Source organism: Austwickia sp. (assembly GCA_016699675.1).
GTDB lineage: Bacteria > Actinomycetota > Actinomycetes > Actinomycetales > Dermatophilaceae > Austwickia.
Genome location: CP064985.1, coordinates 1,122,493 through 1,147,653 on the forward strand (window position 1 = coordinate 1,122,493; position 25,161 = coordinate 1,147,653).

The 25,161-nt window shown below is 70.2% G+C and carries 23 protein-coding genes; 9 read left to right on the forward strand and 14 right to left on the reverse strand.

Annotation, left to right across the window (positions count from 1 at the left end; genetic code table 11):
- Positions 1 to 189: 189 nt before the first annotated feature.
- Positions 190 to 1,269: a methyl-accepting chemotaxis protein gene (locus IPK37_05230; GenBank protein ID QQS02685.1), complete on the reverse strand. Its 1,080-nt coding sequence runs from the start codon at positions 1,267 to 1,269 to the stop codon at positions 190 to 192.
- Between the two features lie 887 nt (positions 1,270 to 2,156).
- Between IPK37_05230 and IPK37_05235 the strand changes: the two genes are divergently transcribed.
- The 5 genes from IPK37_05235 (at position 2,157) to IPK37_05255 (ending at position 7,133) form a co-directional block, all read left to right on the forward strand.
- On the forward strand, positions 2,157 to 3,047 hold the full coding sequence (locus IPK37_05235; GenBank protein ID QQS02686.1) for an NAD-dependent protein deacetylase: 891 nt from the start codon (positions 2,157 to 2,159) through the stop codon (positions 3,045 to 3,047).
- 19 nt (positions 3,048 to 3,066) lie between these two features.
- A complete protein-coding gene (locus IPK37_05240; protein QQS01811.1) occupies positions 3,067 to 3,927 on the forward strand; it encodes a pentapeptide repeat-containing protein in 861 nt (286 codons plus the stop codon).
- Positions 3,928 to 4,016: 89 nt separating this feature from the next.
- Positions 4,017 to 5,351 carry a citrate synthase gene (locus IPK37_05245; GenBank protein QQS01812.1) on the forward strand — a complete coding sequence of 445 codons (1,335 nt, stop codon included), beginning with the start codon at positions 4,017 to 4,019 and terminating at the stop codon, positions 5,349 to 5,351.
- A 160-nt stretch (positions 5,352 to 5,511) separates the two neighbouring features.
- A complete protein-coding gene (locus IPK37_05250; GenBank protein ID QQS01813.1) occupies positions 5,512 to 6,189 on the forward strand; it encodes a GNAT family N-acetyltransferase in 678 nt (225 codons plus the stop codon).
- Positions 6,186 to 7,133 (forward strand): L-lactate dehydrogenase, encoded by a 948-nt coding sequence (locus IPK37_05255; GenBank protein QQS01814.1) that lies wholly within the window; start codon positions 6,186 to 6,188, stop codon positions 7,131 to 7,133. Before IPK37_05250 ends, IPK37_05255 begins: the two co-directional genes overlap by 4 nt.
- Before the next feature lie 40 nt (positions 7,134 to 7,173).
- Here the strand turns inward: IPK37_05255 and IPK37_05260 are convergent, their stop codons facing one another.
- The 8 genes from IPK37_05260 to iolC form a co-directional block, all read right to left on the reverse strand.
- Positions 7,174 to 7,389 carry a hypothetical protein gene (locus tag IPK37_05260; GenBank protein QQS01815.1) on the reverse strand — a complete coding sequence of 72 codons (216 nt, stop codon included), beginning with the start codon at positions 7,387 to 7,389 and terminating at the stop codon, positions 7,174 to 7,176.
- Between the two features lie 163 nt (positions 7,390 to 7,552).
- Positions 7,553 to 7,780, reverse strand: coding sequence for a hypothetical protein (locus tag IPK37_05265; protein ID QQS01816.1), 228 nt, complete (start codon positions 7,778 to 7,780; stop codon positions 7,553 to 7,555).
- Positions 7,770 to 8,297, reverse strand: coding sequence for a hypothetical protein (locus IPK37_05270; GenBank protein ID QQS01817.1), 528 nt, complete (start codon positions 8,295 to 8,297; stop codon positions 7,770 to 7,772). The genes IPK37_05265 and IPK37_05270 overlap by 11 nt, the downstream gene beginning before the upstream one ends.
- Before the next feature lie 52 nt (positions 8,298 to 8,349).
- Positions 8,350 to 8,658, reverse strand: a complete 309-nt coding sequence (locus IPK37_05275) for a hypothetical protein (GenBank protein QQS01818.1) — start codon at positions 8,656 to 8,658, stop codon at positions 8,350 to 8,352.
- A gap of 682 nt (positions 8,659 to 9,340) precedes the next feature.
- Positions 9,341 to 10,855: a CoA-acylating methylmalonate-semialdehyde dehydrogenase gene (locus IPK37_05280; protein ID QQS01819.1), complete on the reverse strand. Its 1,515-nt coding sequence runs from the start codon at positions 10,853 to 10,855 to the stop codon at positions 9,341 to 9,343.
- A 242-nt stretch (positions 10,856 to 11,097) separates the two neighbouring features.
- On the reverse strand, positions 11,098 to 12,024 hold the full coding sequence (gene iolB / locus IPK37_05285) for a 5-deoxy-glucuronate isomerase (GenBank protein QQS01820.1): 927 nt from the start codon (positions 12,022 to 12,024) through the stop codon (positions 11,098 to 11,100).
- A gap of 56 nt (positions 12,025 to 12,080) precedes the next feature.
- Positions 12,081 to 12,980 carry a deoxyribose-phosphate aldolase gene (locus IPK37_05290; protein ID QQS02687.1) on the reverse strand — a complete coding sequence of 300 codons (900 nt, stop codon included), beginning with the start codon at positions 12,978 to 12,980 and terminating at the stop codon, positions 12,081 to 12,083.
- A gap of 47 nt (positions 12,981 to 13,027) precedes the next feature.
- The gene (iolC, locus tag IPK37_05295; protein ID QQS01821.1) at positions 13,028 to 14,050 is read right to left on the reverse strand and encodes a 5-dehydro-2-deoxygluconokinase; all 1,023 of its coding nucleotides are present in this window, start codon (positions 14,048 to 14,050) and stop codon (positions 13,028 to 13,030) included.
- A gap of 180 nt (positions 14,051 to 14,230) precedes the next feature.
- Between iolC and IPK37_05300 the strand changes: the two genes are divergently transcribed.
- The 3 genes from IPK37_05300 (at position 14,231) to IPK37_05310 (ending at position 17,737) form a co-directional block, all read left to right on the forward strand.
- Positions 14,231 to 15,274, forward strand: coding sequence for a LacI family DNA-binding transcriptional regulator (locus IPK37_05300; GenBank protein ID QQS01822.1), 1,044 nt, complete (start codon positions 14,231 to 14,233; stop codon positions 15,272 to 15,274).
- 214 nt (positions 15,275 to 15,488) lie between these two features.
- On the forward strand, positions 15,489 to 16,688 hold the full coding sequence (locus tag IPK37_05305) for a Gfo/Idh/MocA family oxidoreductase (protein QQS01823.1): 1,200 nt from the start codon (positions 15,489 to 15,491) through the stop codon (positions 16,686 to 16,688).
- A gap of 44 nt (positions 16,689 to 16,732) precedes the next feature.
- Positions 16,733 to 17,737 carry a sugar phosphate isomerase/epimerase gene (locus IPK37_05310; GenBank protein QQS01824.1) on the forward strand — a complete coding sequence of 335 codons (1,005 nt, stop codon included), beginning with the start codon at positions 16,733 to 16,735 and terminating at the stop codon, positions 17,735 to 17,737.
- 336 nt (positions 17,738 to 18,073) lie between these two features.
- On the opposite strand, the gene IPK37_05315 is transcribed toward IPK37_05310, so the two are convergent.
- The 3 genes from IPK37_05315 to IPK37_05325 form a co-directional block, all read right to left on the reverse strand.
- Complete coding sequence (locus IPK37_05315) at positions 18,074 to 19,081, reverse strand: ABC transporter permease (protein ID QQS01825.1); 1,008 nt, start codon at positions 19,079 to 19,081, stop codon at positions 18,074 to 18,076.
- 11 nt (positions 19,082 to 19,092) lie between these two features.
- Complete coding sequence (locus IPK37_05320) at positions 19,093 to 20,598, reverse strand: sugar ABC transporter ATP-binding protein (GenBank protein QQS01826.1); 1,506 nt, start codon at positions 20,596 to 20,598, stop codon at positions 19,093 to 19,095.
- A gap of 81 nt (positions 20,599 to 20,679) precedes the next feature.
- Entirely contained in the window at positions 20,680 to 21,720 is a 1,041-nt protein-coding gene (locus IPK37_05325) for a sugar ABC transporter substrate-binding protein (protein QQS01827.1), read from the reverse strand.
- A gap of 219 nt (positions 21,721 to 21,939) precedes the next feature.
- Here IPK37_05325 and IPK37_05330 point away from each other — a divergent pair, with 219 nt between their 5' ends.
- Positions 21,940 to 23,115, forward strand: a complete 1,176-nt coding sequence (locus IPK37_05330; GenBank protein ID QQS01828.1) for a phytanoyl-CoA dioxygenase family protein — start codon at positions 21,940 to 21,942, stop codon at positions 23,113 to 23,115.
- A 41-nt stretch (positions 23,116 to 23,156) separates the two neighbouring features.
- Here IPK37_05330 and IPK37_05335 read toward each other — a convergent pair whose 3' ends face one another.
- Entirely contained in the window at positions 23,157 to 24,023 is an 867-nt protein-coding gene (locus IPK37_05335) for a sugar phosphate isomerase/epimerase (protein ID QQS01829.1), read from the reverse strand.
- 112 nt (positions 24,024 to 24,135) lie between these two features.
- Positions 24,136 to 25,140, reverse strand: a complete 1,005-nt coding sequence (locus tag IPK37_05340; GenBank protein QQS01830.1) for a Gfo/Idh/MocA family oxidoreductase — start codon at positions 25,138 to 25,140, stop codon at positions 24,136 to 24,138.
- Between the last annotated feature and the right edge of the window lie 21 nt (positions 25,141 to 25,161).

A 25,161-nucleotide genomic window follows, 5' to 3' on the forward strand; every position in this document is an offset into this window, starting at 1 on the left:
TCGCTCGTTCAAGAGTGCCTGGGATCGCGCCATTTGGCTAGGAGGTGTCGTGCCGCCGCAGCGAGGCGCGGGCGGCCCGGTCGTCGACAGGGCCGCCCGCGTTGCCGACCGGACGCCGCGCGGGATGTTCGGCGGCCGGTCGGCGCTGGTGTGGACTGCGCAGAGGTGTCTGCTCAGATCGGTGTCTGCTCAGATCGTGAACGCGCTGACCCGCGCCTTCAGCTCTCCGCTCATGGTCGCGAGCTCGTCGAGCGCGCCGCCCATGGCCTGCACCGTTTCTCGCGAGCTCCGCGCGCCGCCAGCGATCGCGTCGATGCTCGTGGCGATCTGGGAGCTGCTCGTCGCCGCCTCGTTGACGTTGCGGCCCATCTCGTTCGTCGTGGCGGTCTGCTCCTCCACCGCCGAGGCGATCGTGGACTGGGTGTCGTTGATCCGGGCGATGATGCCACTGATCTCCGCAATCGCCGCCACCGCGGCCTCGGTGTCGACCTGAATCTGCTCCACCCGGTGGCTGATGTCCTCGGTCGCCTTGGCCGTCTCCTGGGCCAGGTCCTTAACCTCATTGGCCACCACCGCGAAGCCCTTACCCGCCTCACCGGCCCGAGCCGCCTCGATCGTCGCGTTCAGCGCCAACAGGTTCGTCTGCTCGGCGATGCTCGTGATCGACTTGATCACATCGCCGATCTGCGCGCTGGACTCGCCCAGCTTGGCCACCGTCGCATTGGTCTGATCGGCCACCTGCACCGCAGAGGCGGCGACACCCGCCGCGTCGTTAGCGTTCTTCGCGATCTCCCGAATCGACGCCGTCATCTCCTCGGTACCCGCCGCCACCGTCTGCACATTGCTCGAGACGTTTCCGGCGGCCGCCGACACCTGGCCGGCGGCGTCGGCCGCACCCTCCGCCTGCTGGACGACGGTGCGGGCTGAGCCCTGCAGGCCGCCGACGGCCTCGGCGACCCGATCCGCGGTCACCGTCACCTGCGTCATCAGGCCACCGATCTGGGTCAGCGAGGCGTCCAGCGCGCGGGCGGCTTCCCCGGTCTCGTCGGCGCTGGTGACACCGGTGCGCTGGGACAGGTCGCCGCCGGCGGCGGCCCGGGCGACCGTCTGGATGCGGTTGAGGCCGGACACGATCGATCGGCCGACGCGCAGGCCCACGGCGAGCGCCGCAACGATCCCGAGGAGCCCGACGACCACGATGGCCAGCATGACCCGCCGCGCGGTGTCCTGACCCTCGGCCTGCGCCCGAGCGGCGGTCTCGACCTTCATCGCGATGATCTTGTCGAGGTTGCCCGCGAGCTTGGTCGACAACGGGCCGAGGGTCTGCGCCCGCAGGACGTTGGCCTCGTTGGCCTTGCCCGCCGCGAAGAGCGCGTTGACGTCGTCCATCGCCTTCTTGTAGTCCGATAGCTCCGTGGCGACCTCGCCGGCCGTCGTCCGCTCGGCCGCGGAGAGGTCCGGCCGCTCAGCGAAGGCCTTGGCGTCCTGGGCCGTCTGGGTCAGGACCGCGTCGCGCTGGTCTCCCGTCGTCTTCTTGGCCGCGGGGTCGGTCTGCAGCTGGGTGCTGGACGCCAGGAAGCGCACCGTGACGAAGCCCGACTTGAGGGCGGACGCCTTGGTGATGCCGTCGACGTCGCGTTCCGAGGTGGCGGTGTTGAGGTCGGCGACGGTGCGAATCGAGTACACCCCGACGGCACCCACGGCGAGCGTCGTCAGGGCCACCAGCGCGATGACGCTCAGGATCTTCGCCACCGTCCCCAAGGCGTGACCCCGTCCCGACGTACCTCTGGAATGCTCTTCGACGGGCTTCGGGTGCGCCATGGGGCTCTCCTCGTGACTGGACGTGAAGGCGTACTCTCATCGGCCGAAACTGCGCCACGGCAAGGGTTTCGGCGCCAATCCGCGGCGATGAACCAACATTCACCACGCGCGACCCCACCCCAGCCAGCCCACCCCACCTGTGGCAACCGTGGTGACGGATTTCGGGCGCCCAGGGCCCCGCGTGGTGATCCCCCTTGCAACCGTGGTGACGGGTTTCGGGCGCCCGGGGCCCCGCGTGGTGATCCCCCCTGCAACCGTGGTGACGAGTTTCGGGCGCCGATCCGCGGGAACTCGGGGCGGGCCATACTGGGCGGGTGCCTGCGCCCCACCCGGACCTGGCGGTCCTGGACGCCATCGCCGACCTCGTCGCCGACGGTGGCGTGTGCGTCCTGTCCGGGGCGGGCATGAGCACCGAGTCGGGCATCCCGGACTACCGAGGCCCGGACGGGCAGCGCCGCGTCAAACCCATGGAGTATGGCGAGTTCGTCGCCACCTCGGCTGCGCGGCAACGGTATTGGGCCCGCGCGTACGTCGGGTGGGATCGCTTCGCCGCCTCCCGGCCGAACGCCGGCCACCGCGTCGTCGCGGCGCTCCAGCGCGCTGGGCTCGTGGGCCCGATCATCACCCAGAACGTCGACGGGCTGCACCAGGAGGCGGGCGCCGACGACGTCCTCGAACTGCACGGCACGCTCTCGGTCGTCCGCTGCCTCACCTGCGCGGACCGCACCGCCCGCGAGCAGGTCCAGGCCCGGCTGGCGGCCGCGAATCCCGGCTTCGCCGAACACATTCGCACCCGCGAGGTGCGCCCCGACGGCGACGTGGCGATCGCCGACGACGCCGTACGGTCCTTCCGCCTCGCCCGCTGCCTGCGCTGCGGCGCGGACACGCTCAAGCCGGACGTCGTGTACTTCGGCGAGTCCGTCCCGAAGGACCGCGTGGAACGCGCGTACGCCGCCGTCGACGCCGCGGCCACGCTCCTCGTGCTGGGGTCGAGTCTGCAGGTCATGAGCGGCTACCGGTTCGTGCGGCACGCCCACAAACGCGGTACGCCGGTCGCCGTCATCACCCGCGGCCGGACGCGCGGGGACGCCGAGGCGACGCACCACCTCGACGCCGGGCTCGGCGAGGCCCTCGTCGCGTTGGCCGAGCGCGTCGGCGTGACCGGCGACTCCGGGCCGGTGGTCGACGGCGAGTACGCCACGGGCCTGCCCCTCGGCCTGGTCTGATCGCGCCGAAATACCACCCATGACCCTGAGCTTCGTCGCCGATTGCGCCCGCTGCGCGGGGCTGTGTTGCGTCGCGCTGCCCTACCAGCGCTCGGCCGACTTCCCCGAGAGCAAGCCGGCCGGGCGACCCTGCCGCCACCTGGGCAGCCCCGAGGGCCCGTACGCCTGCGCCATTCACGCCCACCTCGCCGACCGCGGGTGGCGCGGCTGCGTCGCCTTCGACTGCGCCGGCGCCGGTCCGCATGCCGTGCACACGACGTACGGCGGGCGCGGTTGGGCCAGCGAACCCGGCGGCGCGACCCCCGCATGGACGCCGGAGCAGTACGCCGTGTTCCGCGCGCTACTCGGCGTCTTCGAGGTCGGCCGATACCTCGCGGAGGCCCGGGCGCTGGTCGGGCCCGGCGGTCGGGCGCACGACCCGGCGCTGGCCCAGGACCCCGGGCTGGCCCACGAGCTGGCCGCCGCCGAACGGGAGGTCGAACTCGCGGCCTTCCGGGCGGCCGAGGCCCTGACGACGTACGACCCTGCTCCCCTCCGCGCGCTCGCCGGAGGCCTGCTGCGCCGAACGGCGGCGATCGCCCGCGCGTCGTCCGTGCGGACCCGCCCCCCGTCCGCGCTCGCCACCGATCTGTCCTCCCGCGCTCCCGGCGCGGACCTCGCCGGGCGCCGCCTACGGGGCGCAGACCTGCGCGGCGCCGACCTGACGGGGGCGAGCCTCCTGGGGGCCGACCTGCGCGGCGCGGACCTCGCGGACGCCTGCCTGCTGGGTGCTGACCTGCGCGGATGCCGCCTCGATGGGGCCCGCCTGGAGCGGGCCCTCTTCCTCCCGGCCCGGGCCCACGCCGCGGCGACCGACCACCGGCCGGGTCCGGACGGGTGACCAAGCCCCGGTCCCCCTCAGGGCGCCGCGCCTGTCCCGGCTGACTACGCTGAACGCAGCGGCGACCCTGTCACAAAGGAGACGACGGTATGAGCGAGATCAGCCGGATCGAGCTGGACGGCACGACCTACGAAGTCCCCATCATTGAGGGCACGGAGCACGAGAAGGCCATCGACATCAGCGGGCTGCGCTCGAAGACCGGCTACATCACGCTGGACGACGGCTACGGCAACACCGGGTCCTGCAAGTCGGCGATCACCTACATCGACGGCGACGCGGGCATCCTGCGCTACCGGGGCATCCCGATCGAGGACATCGCCGGCAAGAGCTCGTTCGTCGAGGCGGCCTGGCTGGTCATCTTCGGGCGGCTGCCCACCATCGAGGACCGCGAGCGCTTCGCACACCTGCTCACCGAGAACTCAATGCTCGATGAGAACATGCGCAAGCACTTCGACGGCTTCCCGACCTTCGCCCCGCCGATGGCGATCCTGTCGGCCATGATCAACACGCTCTCGGCCCACAACGACGACGTGTGGCACGCCGACGAAGACCAGTCCGTCGAGCGGGCCGCCGCGGTGCTCATGAGCAAGGTCCGCACGATCGCGGCGGCGTCGTACAAGTCGAGCATCGGCGAGCCGATCGTCTACCCGCGCTACGACCTGAAGTACGTCGAGAACTTCCTGCACATGATGTTCTCGGTGCCCTACCGGAACTACGAGCCGAGCGAGACCGAGACCAAGGCGCTCAACCTGTTCCTGCTGCTGCACGCCGACCACGAGCAGAACTGCTCCACCTCCACCGTGCGCATGGTGGCCTCCTCCGAGGCCAACATGTTCGCCTCCTGCTCCGCGGGCGTCTGCGCGCTGTGGGGCCCGCTGCACGGGGGCGCCAACGTCGCGGTGATCGAGATGCTGCAGAAGATCCGCGAGTCCGGCATGGACGTCAAGGAATACGTCAGCAAGGTCAAGGACAAGGACAGCGGCGTCAAGCTGATGGGCTTCGGACACCGCGTCTACCGCAACTTCGACCCGCGCTCGAAGATCCTGCGCGAGGCGGCCGAGGACCTGCTGACCGAGATGAAGATCGAGGACCCGCTCCTCGACCTGGGTCACGATCTGGCCGAGGCGGCGCTGGAGGACGACTACTTCGTGGAGCGCAAGCTCTACCCGAACGTCGACTTCTACTCGGGCATCATCCTGCGCGCCATCGGCATCCCGCTGAACATGTTCACGGTCATGTTCGCGATCGGGCGCATGCCCGGCTGGATCGCCAACTGGAAGGAGATCCACGAGGACCCGAAGGGCCGCATTTACCGGCCGCGGCAGGTCTACGTGGGCCCGGTCGACCAGAAGTGGGTGCCGCGCGAGGAGCGCAAGTACCCGCCGCTGTTCGAGGCCCCCGCGAACGGCAACGGCAAGCACTGACGTCGCTCCGCAGGCCACCGGCACGCCACGCGCGCGTCGGTGGCCTGCGGCGCCGGTGGCCTGCGGCGTCTGCGGCCGCCGACGTCTATGGCCAGCGCCTTCGGTGGCCGGCGATGTCGCTGCCCTGCGCCCGACGAATCACCGCGGCCATGATGGTCGCGTGAGCCGCCCCGTTCTGCGCACGCAGCGCATCGAGCTGCGGCCCCTGACGCTGGACCACCTGCCGCACCTCATCGAGCTGGACGCCGACCCACAGGTCCTCCGCTACATCCTGGGCCGCGCCCGCACGGAGACCGAGGCGTGCGACTTCTGGGGCCCGATCTGCGGGGACGCCTACGCGGACCACCTCGCCCTCGGCTGGTGGGCCGGGTTCGCCACCGCGGCCTGCGCCGCAATGGTGCCCGGGGTGGCGGAGGGCGACTTCCTCGGCTGGTGGGACCTGTCGCCGGCGCGCGCCGACGTGGCGCAGTGGGGCGACCAGGCCGGCGCCGGCAGCCAGGCAGGGGACGCGGCGACCGTCGCCGGCCCCGACCAGCCCCGGCGGGCGGAGGCGGGCTGGCGGGTACGGCGTGCGCTGTGGCGCCAGGGGCTGGCCACCGAGGGCGCCCGGGCGCTCGTCGCCCACGGCTTCGACGCCGCGGGTCTCGACGTGATCTGGGCCGAGACGATGGCGGTGAACGCCGGCTCCCGGGGCGTCATGCGGGCCCTGGGAATGCGGCACGTGAGCACCGACGTACGGTCGTGGTCCGATCCCCTGCCCGGCGCCGAACACGGCGACGTCGTCTACGAGATCGACCGTGTCGCGTGGGCCCGGCGTACTGGCAGGATCGGCCCATGAAATACGTCGACAACAAGGTCGTCCTCGTCGGCACCGGGGCGGTCGGCATGGCCTACGCGTACGCCGTCGTCAACCAGGGCCTCATCGACGAGCTCGTGCTCATCGACCTCGACGAACGCAAGTCCCGCGCCGACGTGCTCGACCTCAACCACGGCGAGGCGTGGGCGCCCAGCCCGGTCTCGGTGTCCTTCGGGGACTACGACGAATGCCGTGACGCGGCGCTCGTCGTCATTTGCGCCGGCGCGGCCCAGCGGCCCGGCCAGACGCGCCTGGACCTGCTCGGCATCAACCTCAAGATCTTCGCGGACATCGTCGGGCGCATCATGGCCTCCGGCTTCGACGGCATCATCCTGGTGGCGACCAACCCGGTGGACGTGCTGTCGTACGCGACGTGGCGCCTGTCCGGCCTGCCGTCGGCGCAGGTCCTGGGCTCGGGCACCACTCTGGACACGGCCCGGCTGCGGTTCAACCTCGGCCGCTATTTCGAGGTGGCCACGTCCAACGTGCACGCGCTCATCATCGGGGAGCACGGCGACTCCGAACTGCCCGTGTGGAGCGCGGCCAACATCGCCGGGCGATCGCTGCACCGTCGCCTGGCCGAGCGGCCGGAGCTGCGGGCCGACCTCGACGACATCTTCGTGGCGACCCGCGATGCGGCGTACGACATCATCGACGCCAAGGGTTCCACCAGCTACGGGATTGGGATGGCGCTGGCCCGGGTCACCCGGGCGGTGTTCCGCAACGAGAAGGTGTCGCTGCCGGTGTCGACGCTGCTGAGCGGCGAGTACGGGCAATCCGACCTGTTCATTGGCGTGCCGACCAGCGTCGGTCGCCGCGGCGCCCGGCACGTCATCGAACTCGACCTGGACGCCGCCGAGGACGCCGCCTTCGCGGCCAGCGCGGCCGGGTTGCGGGCCGCCATGGCCGCGGCGCCCGTCCCCTGATCGGGACGGGCGCCGCAGAGGTACGCCGTACGGGGTGGCGTCAGAGCGCCTCGACCTCGGACTTGATCCCGTCGAGCTTGTCCTGGCCGATCATCGAGCCGGCCATGCCCATGGCCTGGGCCGCGGTCATGCCCTTGGCCATGCCGATCATCGGGTTGCTGGTCAGGCCGGGGGCGTGCTTGTCGAAGATGCCGACGACCTCGGGGTCGTCCAGCAACTCGCCCAGGGTGGTGGAGTTGATGTCGTACTTGGCCATGGATCGCTCCTCGGGTCGCGTGTCGGCGTCATCATCAGCAATGTCGCCGCCGTCCCATCGTCGCTGATCGGTACGTCGGCCGCGCGCGCCCCCGCCGCGAGATTCGTCACGTGTGACCGTCCCGGGCTGGAGGAGCCGGACGGCCCCCACCTGGACGCCGGGTTCACCGCCGCGCTCGCACCACGACCCCCAGAGCCACACAGAGGGGACCGCCGATCAACGCGGCCAGCGAGATCCGGACCGTGCTCAGGTGGAAGGCCAACTGCAGAACCACGAGGACGACCCCGACGATGAAGATGCCGATGCCCGACCGGATCATGCGGTCGCCGTCTTCTCGTCGCACCGTTGGTTCGTCTCCGAGATAGGGACGTTGGCTGGTGTCAGGCTCCATGATCCGCTCCTCCGTCGCTCTGATCGGCTGTCGCTCTGGTCGGGGCACTCTGCACGCTGCCGCCCAGGTGCATGGCCGCTGCGCCGACCCGGACATGCAGCAACTCCAGGCGGTCGATCCGCTGAACCAAGCCGTCCGATTCCGTCCACGACCGGCAACTCGCTGTCCCCTGGGATGTCGACTCGTCGCCGCGGACCTCCACGGCGAAGACGAACCCTGTCGCGTGTCGCGTGCCCATGACGAACTGGGCCATGGTCGGGGTGCGCTGGGCGAGATACACCTCCGCCACCACCGCGGGTGGGTCAGGCCGCGCGTTCACCGCCGCGACGATTTCGGCCAGCAGCCGCTGAGGGGAGACGGGGGCGCTGACCACCGTGGCCTCATGGGCCAGCTGTTGACCGCGGCGATGCGTCCCGGGACGCACGGTGCGCATCGTTTTTCTCCAGAATGAGTCGCTTATGCGGACGGCAGCCCATGCCAGCAATAAGAAGGCGAGGAACCCGAGAACGCCCGTCATGACTTATCCGTCCAGCGCGCTTTGCTGTCGCGCCCGCCCCGAACGCCGCAGGTCAACGTGTATATGCGGACCACGCCACACCATTTTCGATACTCTGGGTGCTATTCTTCGTGGCCGGCCGGATGGTGCCGGGAAAGCTCAGGGTTCCACAGAACGCGTCGACGTCCGAGCCCACCTTGGCGGCTCCCATCGCACTGCTCTGGGGATCAAGACCGTGGTCCCGGATCATCTCTCGAACCACGGCGCCGCGCTCGTTGTCGTCTTTCTGCCCGTAGTCGGCGCAGGTCATGGCTCCGTTGTCCGCGCAACCGGCGCTGCCGAACAGCGCGGCTGCGCTAACCGCGAGCACCAGGCCCGCCACGCCACGCGGCGAACGCAGGGCCACTACCGGCCCCGCTGCTTGGAATAAAGCCATGCCACGACGCCGACAACGATCAGCACGACCCCTAGCCAGATCGGGATTCGCAACCCGGCAGTGCGCATCACAGGCATGACGTCAGCTATATTCATTTAATTCTCCTGCCGCCGAAGTAAATCCGGGTCTATTCCCGTCCTGACCAGTCGGCAGGACACTATTGGGCCATCGGCCCGCGTAGGGACTTCGGCAATCAGCTGGGCTCGCCTTGGCCACGATCTGTCCAGCGGGTCACTGGGTACGCCATCACGGAAGGGCCGCCGCGGTTGGCGACGGCCCTTCCTGGTTGCATCCTCACCGTCCCGTTCGGTCAGCCCTTGACGATCCGGCGGCCGCTCCCATCACAGAGGGCGGGACAGGACTTCCACAGAGTCCTGTCGGGCGTGAGCCCGGGCCCAGTGTGAGCGCTCTGGAAACGCCTGGGGCCTTGGTGAGGCGTCGCGATGATTTGTCACCAAATGGGCCATGAATCGGCTGGCCGCACCCCCATCCGTCACATTCTCAACGCCCGACTCGCGCGATATGGGCCGAAACCCCCAGAAACGGCGGGGGCTTCGGCCCATATCCTCATGCTCACCAAGTTATGACAGGGGGCCTGCGCCCGGCGTACCGTTCCCTGCGTCCGTCGTCAGACGTTCTGCGGGAAGCCCAGGTTGAGGCCCCCGTGGCTCGGGTCGAGCCAGCGCGCCGTCACGGCCTTGGTCTTCGTGAAGAAGTGGACCCCTTCCATGCCGTGCGCGTGGGTGTCGCCGAACAGCGAGTTCTTCCAGCCGCCGAAGCTGTAGTACGCCATCGGCGTCGGGATCGGCACGTTCACGCCGACCATGCCGACCTGCACCTCGCGCTGGAACCGCCGCGCCGCGCCGCCGTCGTTCGTGAAGATGGCTGTGCCGTTGCCGAACTCGTTGTCGTTGATGAGCTTCAGCCCGTCCTCGTACGACTTCACCCGCACCACCGACAGCACCGGCCCGAAGATCTCCTCGCGGTAGATCGACATGTCGGGCTTGACCGCGTCGAACAGCGTCGGCAACACGAAGAAGCCGTCCTTGCTGCCGCCCTGCCACTCGCCCTGGCGGCCGTCCACGACCAGCCGCGCGCCGGCGGCCTCGCCCGCGTCGATGTAGCCCTTCACCTTGTCCCGGTGCGCCCCGGTCACCAACGGGCCCATGTCGACGCCGTCGGCCATGCCCTCGCCCGTGGTCAGCTTGCCCATCCGGTCGGTGATCTTGCCGATCAACTCATCCGCGATGCTGTCCACAGCAAGCAGGGCGGAGATCGCCATGCAGCGCTCGCCGGCCGCGCCGAACCCGGCGTTAACCGCGGCGTCCGCGGCCAGGTCGAGGTCGGCGTCCGGCAGCACCAGCATGTGGTTCTTGGCCCCGCCCAGAGCCTGGACCCGCTTGCCGGAGAGCACGCCCTTCTCGTAGATGTACCGCGCAATCGGCGTCGAGCCCACGAACGAGATCGACTTCACCGTCGGGTTGTCCAGCAGCGCGTCCACGGCCTCCTTGTCGCCGTTGATCACGTTCATCGCGCCGTCCGGCAGGCCCGCCTCGCGCCACAGGTCCGCGATCGCGATCGTGGCGCTCGGGTCCTTCTCGCTCGGCTTGACGACGACGGCGTTCCCGCAGGCCACGGCGACCGGCACGAACCACAGCGGCACCATCGCGGGGAAGTTGAACGGGCTGATCACGCCGACCACGCCGAGCGGCTGCAGGATCGAGTAGGCGTCGACGTCCGTCGAGACGTTCTCGCTGAACCCGCCCTTGAGGATGTGCCCGATCCCGCACGCGAAGTCGGCGACCTCCAGGCCGCGGTTGATCTCGCCGACCGCGTCGGGGTAGGTCTTGCCGTGCTCGGCCACGATGATCTTCGCGATCTCGTCGCGCCGCGCCATGAGCAGCTCCCGGAAGGCGAACAGCACCTGCGTCCGCCGCGCGATCGAGGTGCTCCCCCACTCCTTGGCCGCCTCGGCCGCCTTGGCCACGACCTCGTCGACGAGGGCCTTGCTCGCGAAATCGACCGTCCGGGTGACCTCGCCGGTGGCCGGGTTGTAGACGTCGCCGGTCCGCTCGGCGGTGCCCTCCCAGGAGGAGTGGCCGATCAGGTGGGTGATTCGGGTGGTCACGGTGGTTCCCTTCATGGTGGATGAAAAGGTGCGTACGTCGTGGCTGGGTGAATTTCGTACGTCGTGGCTGGCTAATTCGTACGTCGTCGCCGGCTGACTGGTTTCTCTATGGGCTGGGCCGCTGGCCCAGGCCTGGAATTCGGTGTGGTGCCCCGAGCGAAAGGCTTGCGGTTATGTCCAGATGACCGTTCGTGACCTGCCCTTTGGGTGCCATGGCACCAAAAGGGCAGGTCGTGAGCGGTCGGCCTGTGGAAAACTCACCGCGCCGGGAAGGGCAGGCGCGGGTCGACCTTTTGGTAATCCCACGTCGTGCGCACCCACGCGTGCGCGGGGTCGTCGCAGATCAGCCAGACCCGCTGCTCGCCGGGGCCGGCCATGACGTTGAGGTAGTACATGTCGTAGCCCGTCGGGGCCATCGACGGTCCGTGCCAGCCGTGCGGAATCAGCACGGCATCCCCGGTGCGGACCTCCTCTAGCACGTTCATGGGCCGCTCGTCCGTGCCGTAGACGCGCTGGTAGCCGATCGGATCCGGGGCGCCGTGCCCCGCCGCCGACTGCGGACCGAAGGCCGCATCGGTGCGCAGCTCGTAGTAGTAGATCTCCTCGAGCGCCGACTCCATGCCCTCGATCTCGGTGTCGTGCTTGTGTGGCGGGTAGCTGGACCAGTTGCCCGCCGGCGTGATCACCTCGCAGGCGATGATCGAGTCGGCCTCCACCGCGTCCGGCGTACCGAAGTTCTGTACCTGCCGCGACGCCTGCCCCGCGCCGCGCAGCTCGACCCCGACGGCGGCCGCGGGCACGTAGGCGCAAGGGAAGGCGCGCCGCGCGGTCGCGTGCGGGAGGGCGACGCGGCCGTCGGTCAGCGCGGTCACCGTGAACTCCGTGTCGCGACCGATGTACGCCGAGTCGCTCGGCCCCGCGAACACGCTGGAGCGTCCGGCCAGTTCGGCGACAAACTCCCCAGCGCCAGCCCCCGACCCAGCGCTCGCCGACACCCGGAACGAGCCCGACAGCGGCAGCACGATCCACTCCCAGGACCCGGCCGCGACCGTGCGGGACTCCCCCGCGGCCAGCGTGGCCGTCCGCAACCCCGTGCACTGCCATTCGGGCAGGTCGCCGGGGCTCACCACCAGGTCGTAGTCGCCGTCGCCGGCCGTTCCGGCCCGCCGGAACCAGTCGCTCATCGATGCTCCTTCGTCAGTTCAGTCGGGTCTGTCGCAGGGCTCGGCCTGGATCATGGTCACGATCTCGCTCCGGATCCGGAGCCGGATGAAGAGGGGCCGCTGCCGTGCACCAGCCGCGCCGCGGCGTCGACCGCCCCGGCCACGTCCCCGTCGCCGGGGTAGAGCAGCGCCCTGCCCACGACCAGGCCGATCGTGGTCGGGCTCTGCAGCGCCTGCGCCCAGGCCGAGTACGTCTCGTCCGCCCGGCTGCCCGGGTCGCCGCCGAGCAGCAGGACCGGCAGCGTCGTGGCGTCCAGGACCCGCCCCATCTCGGGAACGACGGGAAGCTTGAGCCAGGTGTACGCGCTAGTCGCGCCGAGGCCCGCCGCCACGTGCATGGACCGGATCACCGAGTCGGGGTCGAGCAGGTTGCGGATGGCGCCGGTCCCGGCCCGCTCGGACCAGAACGGCTCGACCATCGCGACCAGCCCCCGGTCGGCCAGGTCGGTCACGGCCCGCGCGCTCGCCTCCATCGTGGCGGCCGACGCGGAGTCGGTCAGGCAGATGCGGGTCAGCATCTTGCCGCCCTCCAGGCGGTGCGCGGCGATGGCCTGCGCGGTGTAGCCGGTAAAGCGGTCGTCGAGCTCGTACGACGCCCCGGCCAGGCCGCCACGGTTCATCGACCCGAACGCGACCTTGTCCTCCAGCAGGCCCAGCAGCAGCAGGTCCTCCAGGATGTCCGCGGTGCCCAACACCCCGTCCACGCCCGGCCGGGCCAGCGCCACCGCGAGCCGGCGCAGCAGGTCGGTCCGCGACGCCATCGCGTCGGCGTCCCCGGCCACGGCGAGGGCGCCGCGGGCGGGATGGTCGGCCGCGACGATGAGCAGGCGCCCGTCCTCGCGCAGCAACGGTCGGCGGCGCCGGCCGGCCCACGCGGCGGCCACGGAGTCGGGCTGCTCGGCGCGGCGGCGGGGCAGGCCGGCGATGGCTTCGTCGTACGGCGTCCCCACCAGCGGGGCCGCGGTCACGACGCACCGCCCGGGGCGGGCGATCCCGCGACCACGCGCCCGCCCACGGCAGTGCCCACGTCCGCGGACCCGGTCGCCATCAGCTGCTCGACCTGCGCCTGATCGGGCATCGCCGTCGCGCACTCCAGCCGGGACGCGACCAGCGCGCCCGCGGCGTTGGCGAAGGTGAGGATGCGCTCCAGGTCCCAGCCCGCCAGCAGGCCGTGGCACAGCGCCCCGCCGAACGCGTCGCCGGCGCCGAGGCCGTTGACGACGTCGACGGGAGTCGGCGGGACGACGACGCGCTCGCCGGTCGCCGTCTTGCCGAGCACCCCGCGCGGCCCCATCTTCACGATGGCGATCTCCACCCCGCGGTCCAGGAGGGCGTCGGCCGCTCGCTCCGGTTCGGTCTCGCCGATCGCGACCCGGCACTCCTCCTTGTTGCCGACCGCGACCGTGCACCAGTCCAGCGCCGCGCGGATCTGCCCCGAGGCGTTGGCCTCGTCGTCCCAGAACTGCGGCCGGTGGTCCAGGTCGAGCACCGTGTGGGTGCGGCGGCCGCGCGCGGTCCAGGCGGCGCGGTGCGCGGCGCGGCTCGGCTCGCGGGACAGGCCCGTGGCGGTCGCCCAGTAGACGCGGGCGTCCCGGACCGCGTCCAGCGGCACGTCCTGCGGGGTGATGAGCAGGTCGGGGGCGACGGGGTGGCGGTAGAAGTACAGCGGGAAGTCGTCCGGCGGGAAGATCTCGCAGAACGTCACGGGCGTCGGGTAGGCGGCCACGCTCCCGACGTACGCGTCGTCGACCCCGAGCTCCCGGAGGCTGCGCTTGACGAAGCTCCCGAAGGGGTCCTCCCCCGTGTGGCTGATGAGGGCCGAGGAGTGGCCGTAGCGCGCGGCGGCCACCGCGACGTTCGCGGCGCTGCCGCCGAGGAACTTGCCGAACGTCGTCACGTCCTCCAGGCCCACGCCCGTCTGCATCGGGTAGAGGTCGACGCCGCAGCGGCCGATGGCGACGAGATCGTACGGCGGGTGGCCGGCCATGATCGCTCCTTGCGGGGTCGGAAAGCTGAGGGCGGTGAGTCGGCCGGCGGGGCGAGCGGCCCACTTCCGCTGGGTCCAACCCTGCCGAGTGCGAGCAGCGCTGTCAAGACTTTGTCAGGACATATTAACGTCAGCCAGTCGGCGGGCACGGAGTGGGCGTCGGCCTGTCATGCTGATCGCATGGGTAGGGCCGCGGTGACGATTCACGACGTCGCGGCGCGCTATGGCTGTGCGATCTCGACCGTCTCAGCGGCTCTCAACGGGGGGCCCGGCGTGTCCACCGCGACCCGGACGGCGATCGCGGCGCTGGCCGCGGAGATGGGCTACGTCCCGGACGCCCAGGCGCGTCGGCTGAGGCGGCGACGTCGGCGCCTGCTCGGGCTGTGCTTCGAGGCCGGGCAGAGCTTCCAGGCGGACGTTCTCGACGCCGTCTACCGCGCCGCCGCGGTCATCGACTACGACCTCGTGCTGGCCGCGACCACCCCCGGGCACGCCCAGGCGGCCGGCGTCCGCTCCCTGGTGGCCAACCGCTGTGAGGCCATCCTGCTGGTGGGGTCCAGCCTGCCGCGCCCTGACCTCGCGGACCTGTGCGCCCGCCTTCCGGTGGTCCTGATCAGCCACGACGTACGGGCGCCGGGCGTGGACACCGTGACGTCGGCCGACGCCGAGGGGATGGGGGCTCTCATGGCCCACATCCTGGCGACGGACCGGCGCGACATCGCCTATGTGGACGGCGCCGCCTCGGCGATGGCGGCTCGCCGGCGCACGGCGTACCGCGCCGCCATGGACCGCGCGGGGCTGACCGAGCGGACCCGGGTGATCGCCGGGGGACGGACCGAGGCCGACGGGATCACGGCCACGGCCAGACTCCTGGCCGACGGCCCTCCGCCGGAGGCCATCCTCGGCTTCAACGACCAGGTGGCGCTCGGGGCCTTGCTGGAACTACGCCGCCGCGGGATCGAGACGCCCGCCGGGACGGCGGTGGCGGGGTACGACGACGCGGCCCTGGCGGCCGCCGTCGGCCTGACGACGGTGCGCCACGATGTCACCGGCCTGGCCGTCGCCGCGGTGGGGCGGCTGGCGCATCGTCTGCGCGACGACGACGTGCTGGCCGGTCCGGCCGCCGCCGACCCCCGGTGGGCACCCACGGCCCTCTCCCGACGCCATCAACAGGTGCCGACCACGCTGATCGTGCGCGCTTCCACCGCGGCCACAGGGCGCTGAACGGCGCTCCGGTTCGCCCGCCGCACGGATCGTCGGCACGCCGTCGTCGCCACGCCTTCGTAGCCACGCCTTCGTAGCCACGCCTTCGTCGCCACGGCCTTGCCCCCCGCCCTGATCCGCTCACGCCCTTCCCCCCGCGATGCGTGGGTGCTAATGTTCTGACAAGGAAACCGAAACGTTTCGGCTCACTCTTGATTCGCGCTGGAGGCAGCACATGACCCAGACCCTTTCTGCCGCGGTCATCGGGGCCGGCATGGCGGGCACGACGCACGCGAACGCCTGGCGCCAGGTCGGCACCGTCTTCGACCTGGGCCTCCCGAAGGTCCGGCTCGCGACGATCGCCGACGCGCACCTGCCGTTCGCGCAGGACTGCGCGCAGCGGTACGGCTATGCGACCGCGACTGCCGACTGGCGCGACATCGTCGCCGACGACTCGATCGACATCGTCTCGATCGTGGTGGGCAACGCCCTGCACCGCGAGATGGCCGAGGCGCTCGTCGCCGCGGGCAAGCACGTGCTCTGCGAGAAGCCCCTCTCGGACACCCTCGCCGACGCCGCCGCGATGGCCGAGCTGGAGGCGGCCACGGATCGCGTCACCGCGATCGGCTACACCTACCGGCGCAACCCGGCCCTGGCCCGGATCAAGACCCTGGCCGATGAGGGCGCCCTGGGCGACCTCATCCACTTCGACGGCCGCTACTGGTGCGACTACGGCGTGGACCCGAACGTGCCGATGGCCTGGCGCTACAAGGGTCCGATGGGTTCCGGCGCCCTCGGCGACATCGGCTCCCACCTGGTCGACGCCGCCGAGTTCGTCTGTGGCCCGATCGCGTCCGTCTCCGGCGCCGTGCTGACGACGGCGATCACCGAGCGGCCCGTGCCCACCGCGGTCGTCGCCGGCGGCCGCGGCGCCGGGTCGGCGAGCGCCGGCGACTCCGCCGTGCGCGAGCCCGTGGAGAACGACGACGTCGCCACCTTCACGGCCCACTTCGCCTCCGGCGCCGCGGGCACGTTCTCGGTGTCCCGGGTCGTCGTCGGCATGCCCAACGCGTTCATGGTCAACGTGCTCGGCACCCGGGCCCGGGTCTCCTGGGACCTCGCCCGGGGCGGGGAGATCGGGTACGACGACGGGGCCGGCTCGGCCGACGGCCTCGGCGGGGCCCGGCAGGTCCTGGTCAACCCGACGTTCCCCTACTTCGCCCGGGGCTCCTCGATGGCGTTCGGCGGGGTCGGCCTGACGCAGATCGAGCAGTTCACCTACCAGGCGTACGCGTTCCTGCAGCAGGTCGCCGGCGTCACCGACGGCGCCCTGCCGCCGTGCGCGAGCTTCGCCGACGGCTACCGGGAGATGCGCATCCTCGACGCCGTGGCCCGCTCCGCCGCCGCCGGCGGCGCCGCGATCGCCATCTCCTGATCCCTGCTTCGCCACCCCACTCGACGTACCGGAAGGATCCCACCATGGCTCTCACCTACGGCGCCTACACCGCCTGCCTGCAGGACCGCTCGCTGGAGGCAGCACTCGACGTGCTGGCCGCGCAGGGGCTGACCGGCGCGGAGGTCAACGTCGGCGGCTTCATCCCCGCCCCGCACTGCCACGTCGACCTGCTCCTGGAGGACGCGGCGGCGCGCGCGGCGTACCTGCAGGTGTTCGCCGACCGCGGGATGCGCCTGACAGGCCTGAACACCTCCGGCAACCCGCTGTCCCCGCTGCCCGGCGTCGGCCCGAAGCACGCGCACGACCTGCGCCAGGCGATCCGGCTGGCGGGTGCGCTCGGGGTGCCGGAGGTGGTGGCGATGTCCGGTACGCCGGGGTCGGACCCGAAGGCGCTCTACCCGAGCTGGGTCGTCAACCCGTGGAACGGCGTCGACCTGGACATCCTCGACTACCAGTGGTCGGTGCTGATTCCGTTCTGGCAGGAGATCGACGCGCTGGCCCGGGAGAACGGCGTCTATGTGTGCCTGGAGCTGCACCCGGCCAACGTGCTGTTCTCGCCGGTGACGTTCATGCAGCTCATCGAGCGGGCCGGCGTCACCCACGTCGCCGTCAACATGGACCCGAGCCACCTGTTGTGGCAGCAGATGGAGCCGATCGAGTGCGTGCGCTACCTGGGCCGGCACGTACGGCACGTGCACGCCAAGGACACCCGGATCTTCCCGGGGGCGGCGATCCGTGGCGTCCTCGACACCACGTTCACCCGGGTGCCCGCCGACGCACCGGGCAAGGTGCCCACGGGCTACGGCCACTGGTGCAACAACTGGCCGGCCGACCCGGCGTGGCGGTTCGTGGCCCTGGGCAACGGGCACGACGTCGACTACTGGGCCGACTTCCTGCAGGCCTGCGCCGCGGTCGACCCGGAGATGTCGATCAACATCGAGCACGAGGACGGTGACTACGGGCAGGTCGAGGGGCTCGCGATCTCCGCCAAGACCCTCCTGGCCGCGGCCGCGAAGGCCGGCCTGTAGTTCCTGCCCCAGGTGGCCGGACCACGTCGACACGTCGATACCCGTAGTGCGACGGCCGGCGTCGCGACGCCACCGTTTGACGACGCGACCTTTCACGACGCGCACTTCCACGACGCGACCGTTCGTGACCTGCGCCTTAGGTGCCATGGCACCCAAAGCGCAGGTCACGAACGGTCACCCTGTGGATAACAAGCGCGGAGAACACCTCGCAGCGGCCGCGGCCGACCGCGACAGCGGCCAGTTCGCCAGTTCGCCAGAACGATCAATACCCCCGATTTCCGAGCCCACTGGGCCGGAAACGGGGGTACTGATCGTTCGCTGTGACGCCGCGCGCCGTCAGCGGCCGCGGTTCTTGCGCTCGTCGAGGATGATGGCGACCACGATGATGGCGCCCTTGACGATGATCTTTGCGTAGGGGTTGACGCCCATCAGGTCGAGGCCGTTGTCGATGACCTGGATGATCAGGGCGCCCACGATCGTGCCCCAGACGGTGCCGACGCCACCGGCGAAGCTGGTGCCGCCGATGACGGTGGCGGTGATGGCGTCGAGCTCCCACATGTTGCCCATGCCGGGGTTCGCCGACCCGACGCGACCTGTGACGATCATGCCGGCCAGGCCCGCGAGCAGCCCGATGAACGTGTAGATGCCGAGGTGCACGCGCCGGATGTTGATCCCGGAGACCTTGGCGGCCTGGTCGTTGCCACCGACGGCGTACACGTGCCGGCCGAACCGGGTGCGTTCCAGGATGACCCAGGTGATCACGGCCACCAGGGCGAGCAGCCAGATCGGCATGGGGATGCCGAGCACGGAGCCGTTGCCGAGGAAGTTGTACTGCGGCGCCAGCCCAGAGATGGGCCGGCCCTCGGTGTAGGTCAGCGCCGACCCGCGGGCCATCGACATCATGCCCAGGGTCATGACGAACGGCGCGATGCGGAACATCGCGATGATCGACCCGTTGATGAAGCCGACCAACGCACCCACGCCCAGGCCGGCCAGGATCGGCAGGATGACCGGGATGCCGGCCTCACCGAAGTTGAACTTCGAGGTCGCGCTGGGGATCTGGGCCAGGCTGGCGGCCACGACGGCGGAGATCGCGACCGTGGACCCGACCGAGAGGTCGATGCCCTTGGTGATGATCGCGAACATCATCCCGAGGGCGATGATCCCAATCGGCGCCATCTGCACCACGATGTTGAACATGTTCTGCGTCTGCAGGTTGTTGCCCTGCGTGAGGATCGCGAACACGACCACGACGAGGACGAAGACCAGCACGATCGCGTACTTGCGGACGAGTTCGCCCGTGTCGACGGAGCGTCGCGTCTCCTCGGGGGTAGCGGTAGACATGGTTGCCTCTCTCAGACCGAGACCACTGCCGAAGCCGTGGCGAGCTGCATGATCTTCTCTTGGGTCGCCTCGGCCCGGCTCAGCTCGCCGGTGACCTGGCCCTCGTGCATGACGATGATGCGGTCGCTCATGCCCAGGATCTCCGGCATCTCGGAGCTGACCATGATGACGGCCTTGCCGCTCTGGGCGAGCTTGCTCATCAGCCGGTGGATCTCCGACTTGGCCCCGACGTCGATGCCTCGGGTGGGCTCGTCGATCATCAGGATGTCCGGGAGGGTGAGCATCCAGCGCGCGATCAGCGCCTTCTGCTGGTTGCCACCCGACAGGTTCTGGATGAGCTGATCCAGGGTGGGCGTCTTGACCCGCAGGGCGGCCCGCTGGGCCTCGGTGTCGGTCTTGATGCGACCGAGCTGCAGGAGCCCCTTGGGGCTGTACTTCGGCAGGGCCGCGGCGATCATGTTGTCGCGCACCGACAGCACGCCCATGATCCCGGTGGCCTTGCGGTCCTCCGTCAGGAGGGCCAGGTCGTTCTTGATGGCGTCGGCGGGCGAGCCGATCTTCACCGTCTTGCCGTGGACGACGATCTCGCCGCTCTCGGCGGGGTACATGCCGAAGATCGTCTCCAGCACCTCGGTGCGGCCGGCGCCCATCAGGCCGGCGACGCCGAGGATCTCGCCCCGCCGGACCTCGAAGCTGACGTCCCGCACCAGCGGGCCCCGGTTGAGGCCGCGCACGGACAGCATGACCTCGCCGATCTCGGCGTCCTCCTTGGAAAAGAGGTTGGTCAGCTCGCGCCCCACCATGAGGGTGATGAGCTTGTCCCGGTCCAGCTCGGCCGCGGGCAGCGTCTGGATGAGCTTGCCGTCGCGGAAGATCGTCACGTAGTCCGAGATCTTGAAGACCTCGTCCATCTTGTGGGTGATGTAGATGATCGCGACGCCTCGCTCCGTGAGCTTGCGGATCATCTCGTGTAGGTGGGCGACCTCGCGCTCGGTGATGGCCGAGGTGGGCTCGTCCATGATTACGAGCTTCGCGTCGTAGCTGACCGCCTTCGCGATCTCGACCATCTGCTGCTGGGCGACCGATAGGTGCTTCAGCTGGGCGCGCGGGTCGATCTTGATGCCCCACTCGTCCAGCACGGCCTGGGCGTCCACCACCATCTGCCGCCGACCGACCAGGCCGAGGGCGTTGCGGGGCTCACGACCCAGGTAGATGTTCTCGGCGACGGTCATCTCGGGAACCGGGGCGAGTTCCTGGTGGATCATCGAGATCCCCATCCCGAGACCCGTCTTGGTGTCCGGGATCTTCACCTGCTGACCGTCGAACGTGATGGTGCCGGAGTCCTCGGCGTACATGCCGATGAGCACCTTCATGAGCGTGGACTTGCCGGCGCCGTTCTCGCCCATGAGGGCGTGCACGGTGCCGGGTCGGACCTCGAGATCCACGTCGTCGAGGGCGACGACGCCGGGGAAGGTCTTGCGGATCCCCTTCATCTCGAGGAGGAATTCATCGGCCATGTCTTCCATCTCCATCGATGTGCCGGGCCTGGGGACGGCGACCCGGGCGGACCGCATGGTCCGCCCGGGTCGCCAGAGGGGCTACTTGCCCTGGAACTCGGCCATGTTCGCCGGGGTCACGAGCCGATACGGCACGTTGACGACGCTCGGCACGGACTCCTTGTTGTACATCTGCACGATGGTGTCGACGCCACCGGCGCCCTGACCCTTCGCGTCCTGGAACACGGTGACGGGCAGGTCGCCCGCCGCCATGGCCTTGAGGGCGTCCGCGGTCGCGTCCACGCCGGCGACCTTGACGTTGGCCAGCTTGCCCGCGTTCTTCAGGGCCTGGATCGCGCCGAGGGCCATCTCGTCGTTATTGGCGCAGATCCCGTTGATCTCCTTGCCGGTCTGCAGCCAGTTCTCGGTGATGGACAGGCCCTTGTCGCGGTACCACTTGCCTTCCTGCTCCAGCGTCACCTTCAGGCCGGCCTTCTCCAGGGCCTCCTTGCACCCCTTGGTGCGCAGCTGCGCCGCCTCCTGGGCCAGGTCGCCGTTGAGGATCGCGACGTTGCCCTTGTTGCCCAGCAGCTTGGCGAGCTCCTGGCCCTGCAGCTGGCCGGCGACGATGGAGTCGGACCCGACGTACGGCGTCGCCGCGTCGAGCTTGGCCGGCCGACGGTTGACATAGACCAGCGGGATGTTGGCCGCCTTGACCTTGGAGGTGATCTGGTCGGTGGCATCGGTGTTCTCCGGCAGGACGATGATGCCGTCGACCTTCTGGGAGATGAAGTTCTCGATCTGGCCGAGCTGGACCTCGACCTTCTTCTCGGCGGAGACCACGCTGACCTCGACGCCGTCCTCGGCCGCGCGGGCCTTGACGCCGTCGGCGACCTTCTGCAGGAACTGGTCGAGTTCGGGGAAGGACACCCCGATCTTCAGCTTCTTGCCGTCCTTCGGCTTGACCGCGGCGCCGGCCGCGTAGTCGACGGTCTTGCCCGAACCGGCGCCGGTACTCGAGCCCGAGCCGCTGGCGCCGCCGCTGGTGGTTGCCGACGAGCCGGTCGAACCGGTGGAGCCGCAGCCCGCGACCAGGCCCGACGTCGCGAGCACGAGGCCCGCCATCTTGAGTCCGTGCTTCATTGCCACATTCCCTCTCTGGCCCGACGAGAAGCTGCCGCCTTCGCCGTTCGTCCGGCCACGTCCTCGTGACCAGTCACAGCGACCGTAGCCACCGCCTGGATTGATGTCAATACATATGAACAATGTGATGACGTCTCGCGCAAGGTGGTCCCTCACGGTGGACGCCGGCCGCGCGGACCGGCACAGTGGCGGCACCGATCGGATCAAGGAGGTCGTCCCATGAGTCCTCGCCCGCACCACGTCCGGCGTACGGACTGTCAGGTGGCGGACCTGGTCGCCACCGTGAGCGTACCGACGCGGGCCGAGGATCTGCCGCATGCCACACGGGTCGAGGCGGGGGTGCCGGTGTACGACGCGGCCGCCCTGCGGCCGACCGACGCCCTGCTGGCGGAGCTGGCCTTCGCCCTGGCCGACGGTCCGGGCATCGTCGTCTTCGAGGGCGCCTTCGACCCCGCGGTCCTGGCGCCCGTGACGGCCGCGTTCGAACGCATCATCGCGGCGGAGAAGGCCGCGGGCGCCGCGGCCGGAGACCACTTCGCGGCCGCGGGCGCGAACGACCGGCTGTGGAACGCGCTGGAGAAGCTGGCCGTCGACGACCCCGCCGCCTTCGTCGACTACTACGCCAACGACGCGCTCGCGCTGGTCTGCCGGGCCTGGCTCGGCCCCGGCTACCAGGTGACCAGCCAGGTCAACGTGGTCAACCCCGGCGGCGCCGCCCAGCTGGTGCACCGCGACTACCACCTGGGCTTCCAGAGCCCGGACATCTCCGAGACCTATCCGCGCCACGTGCACCAGCTCTCGCCGTACCTGACCCTGCAGGGCGCCGTGGCCCACACCGACATGCCGGTCGAGACCGGCCCGACGCTCTATCTGCCGCACAGCCAGAAGTACGAGCTGGGCTACCTCGCCTACTGGCTCCCCGAGTTCGCGGACTACTTCGCGGCGCACCACGTGCAGCTGCCGCTGGCGCTCGGGGACGCGGTCTTCTTCAACCCGGCCCTCTTCCACGCGGCGGGGGCCAATCGCACCGCCGACGTGCGCCGCATGGCCAACCTCCTGCAGGTCAGCTCCGCCTTCGGCCGGGCCATGGAGAGCGTCGGCCGGGCGCGGATCGTCCGCGCGATCTACCCGCAACTCCGCCGGTACGCCGAGCGGGGCGAGACCACGCCGTACGCCGAGCGGGGCGAGCCCACGACGTACAGCGTGGCGAACGTCATCGCGGCGGCGGCGGAGGGGTACGCGTTCCCGACCAACCTGGACCGCGACCCACCGCTGGACGGGATGTCGCCGCCGACGATGGCCGACGTGCTCGCGAGGGCGCTCGCGGACGGCGCAGCCGCGAGCGACCTCGACGAGGCCTTGGCCCGGTGGGAGGACGCGCGTCGCACCCACTGAGCGCGGGAGACGAGCCTGCCCCGGGCTCGGGCGAGCCGTGCCTAGGCGCCCAGCTCCTGAGTGATACGTTCCCGCATCGCGACGTGGATGTCATCGGCGCGTTCCTCCCAGCCGAACACGCAGACGCTGACCGGGCCGTCGTACGACGTGTCGCGCAGGTAGCCGAACACCTCGTCCCAGGGGACCTCGCCGTTGCCGATCTCGTTGTGCTGGTGGATGCGGGCGTCCACGCCGGGCGGGTTGACGATGTAGCGGTTCCCCACGTTGGCCAGGTGGTTGTAGACGTCGGCGATGTGCACGTGCTTCAGCCGCGGGCCGGCGTACTCCAGCATCGCCCGCGCGTTCCCCGCCCCCTGGCTCAGGTGGAACATGTGCGGGCAGCAGAACTCGTAGTTGAACCAGTCCCGGTCCACGCCCCGGACGATGCCGACCGCCCGCGCGTTGGTCTCGACGAAGTCGTAGGGGTGTGCCTCGATCGTGCACTCGATGCCGTACTTCTCGAAGTCCGGCGCGAGTTCCTCGATGCTGCGGAAGAACTGGTGCTCGGACTTCAGCGGCTCGGTCGGATCGCCGGACAGCTCGGTCGCGATGAGCGGGACCTCCAGCTCGTGCGCCAACTGCAGCAAGCGGCGGAAGTTGCGGACCTGCGCCTGGCGTTCCTGCTCGTCCGGGCTGGCCCAGTTGAACACCGGGTTGAAGGTCCAGATCTTCACCCCGGTGGTCGCCATCGCGGCCTTGACCTTGGCGAGCTCGGCGCGATCCACCTTCGGGTAGTGGTGCCACTCGTGGAAGTCCCAGCGGGGGCTGAGTTCGAGGTACTGGTAGCCCAGGTCGGCGGCCTTCTGACACTCCTCGGCGACCGAGAGGTGGGGGTGGTACATGCTCGGGTCGAGCAGGATCTTCACCATCGGTGCTCCTTATGTCGGCTCGACCGTTCGTGACCTGCGCAAAGGGTGCCATGGCACCAAACGGGCAGGTCACGAACGGTCGTACGGCGTACGTCGGGGCTGCGGGCGAGCGTCAGGCGTAGAGGGCCGGCTTGGGGATCATCTCGATGGCGACCTCGCCGTCCTCGGTGAGCGCCTTGACGCCGGCGTCGCAGACCACGGCCGCGGCGTACCCATCCCAGGCCGACGAGCCGGTGTGCTCGCCGCGCGAGGCGGCCGCGATCCACTCCTGCACCTCGGTGACGAAAGCGCCCCAGAACCGCTCGTTGTGGTCCATGACGATGTGGTTGTGGGCGCCGCGCCGGTCGCGGCGCAGCACCTTCTCCTGGTCACCGAGGGCGACGATGCCCTCCTCGGCGACCAGCTCGCAGCGAATGTCGTAGCCGTACTGGCAGTTGACGAACACCTCGTCGTCGACCCGCACCCCGGACTCGGTGGTGAGGATGAGGACCAGCGGGTCTTGCAGGTGCTCGAACCGCTTCGAGGTGCGCTTGGGCTTGTCCACCCGCACGGACACGAACTCCTGGCCGAGCAGCCAGCGCATCGTGTCGATCTCGTGGATGGCCGTGTCGTTGATGGCCATGTCCCAGGTGTAGCGCTCGGGCACGGTCGGGTTGCGGTGGGCGCAGTGCACCATGAGCGCCGCGCCGATCTCACCGGAGTCGAGGATCGTCTTCATCTGGCGATAGGACTCGTCGAACCGGCGCATGAACCCCACGGTCGTGAACTTGCGGCCCGCCGCCTCCTCGGCGGCCATGATGTTGAGCGAGCCCTGCGCGTCCGGGGTGAGCGGCTTCTCGCAGAAGACCGGCTTGCCGGCCGCGATGCAGGCCAGCACGTCCGCCTCGTGGGCGGGGCCGAAGCTGCAGATCATCACCGCGTCGACGTCCGGGGAGTTGATGAGCTCCGCCGAGCTTGCGAACGCGCGAACGCCGTACTTGCTGGCCACCGTCGCCGTGTTGTCCGCGGCGATGTCGCTGACCCCGGCGATCTCGCCGCCGGAGATGACCGTGCGGATGCGGTCGAGGTGGGCCTGCCCCATGCCGCCGGGGCCGATCATGCCGATGCGCAGTGCCATGTCAGGAGTCCTTTTGCTCGC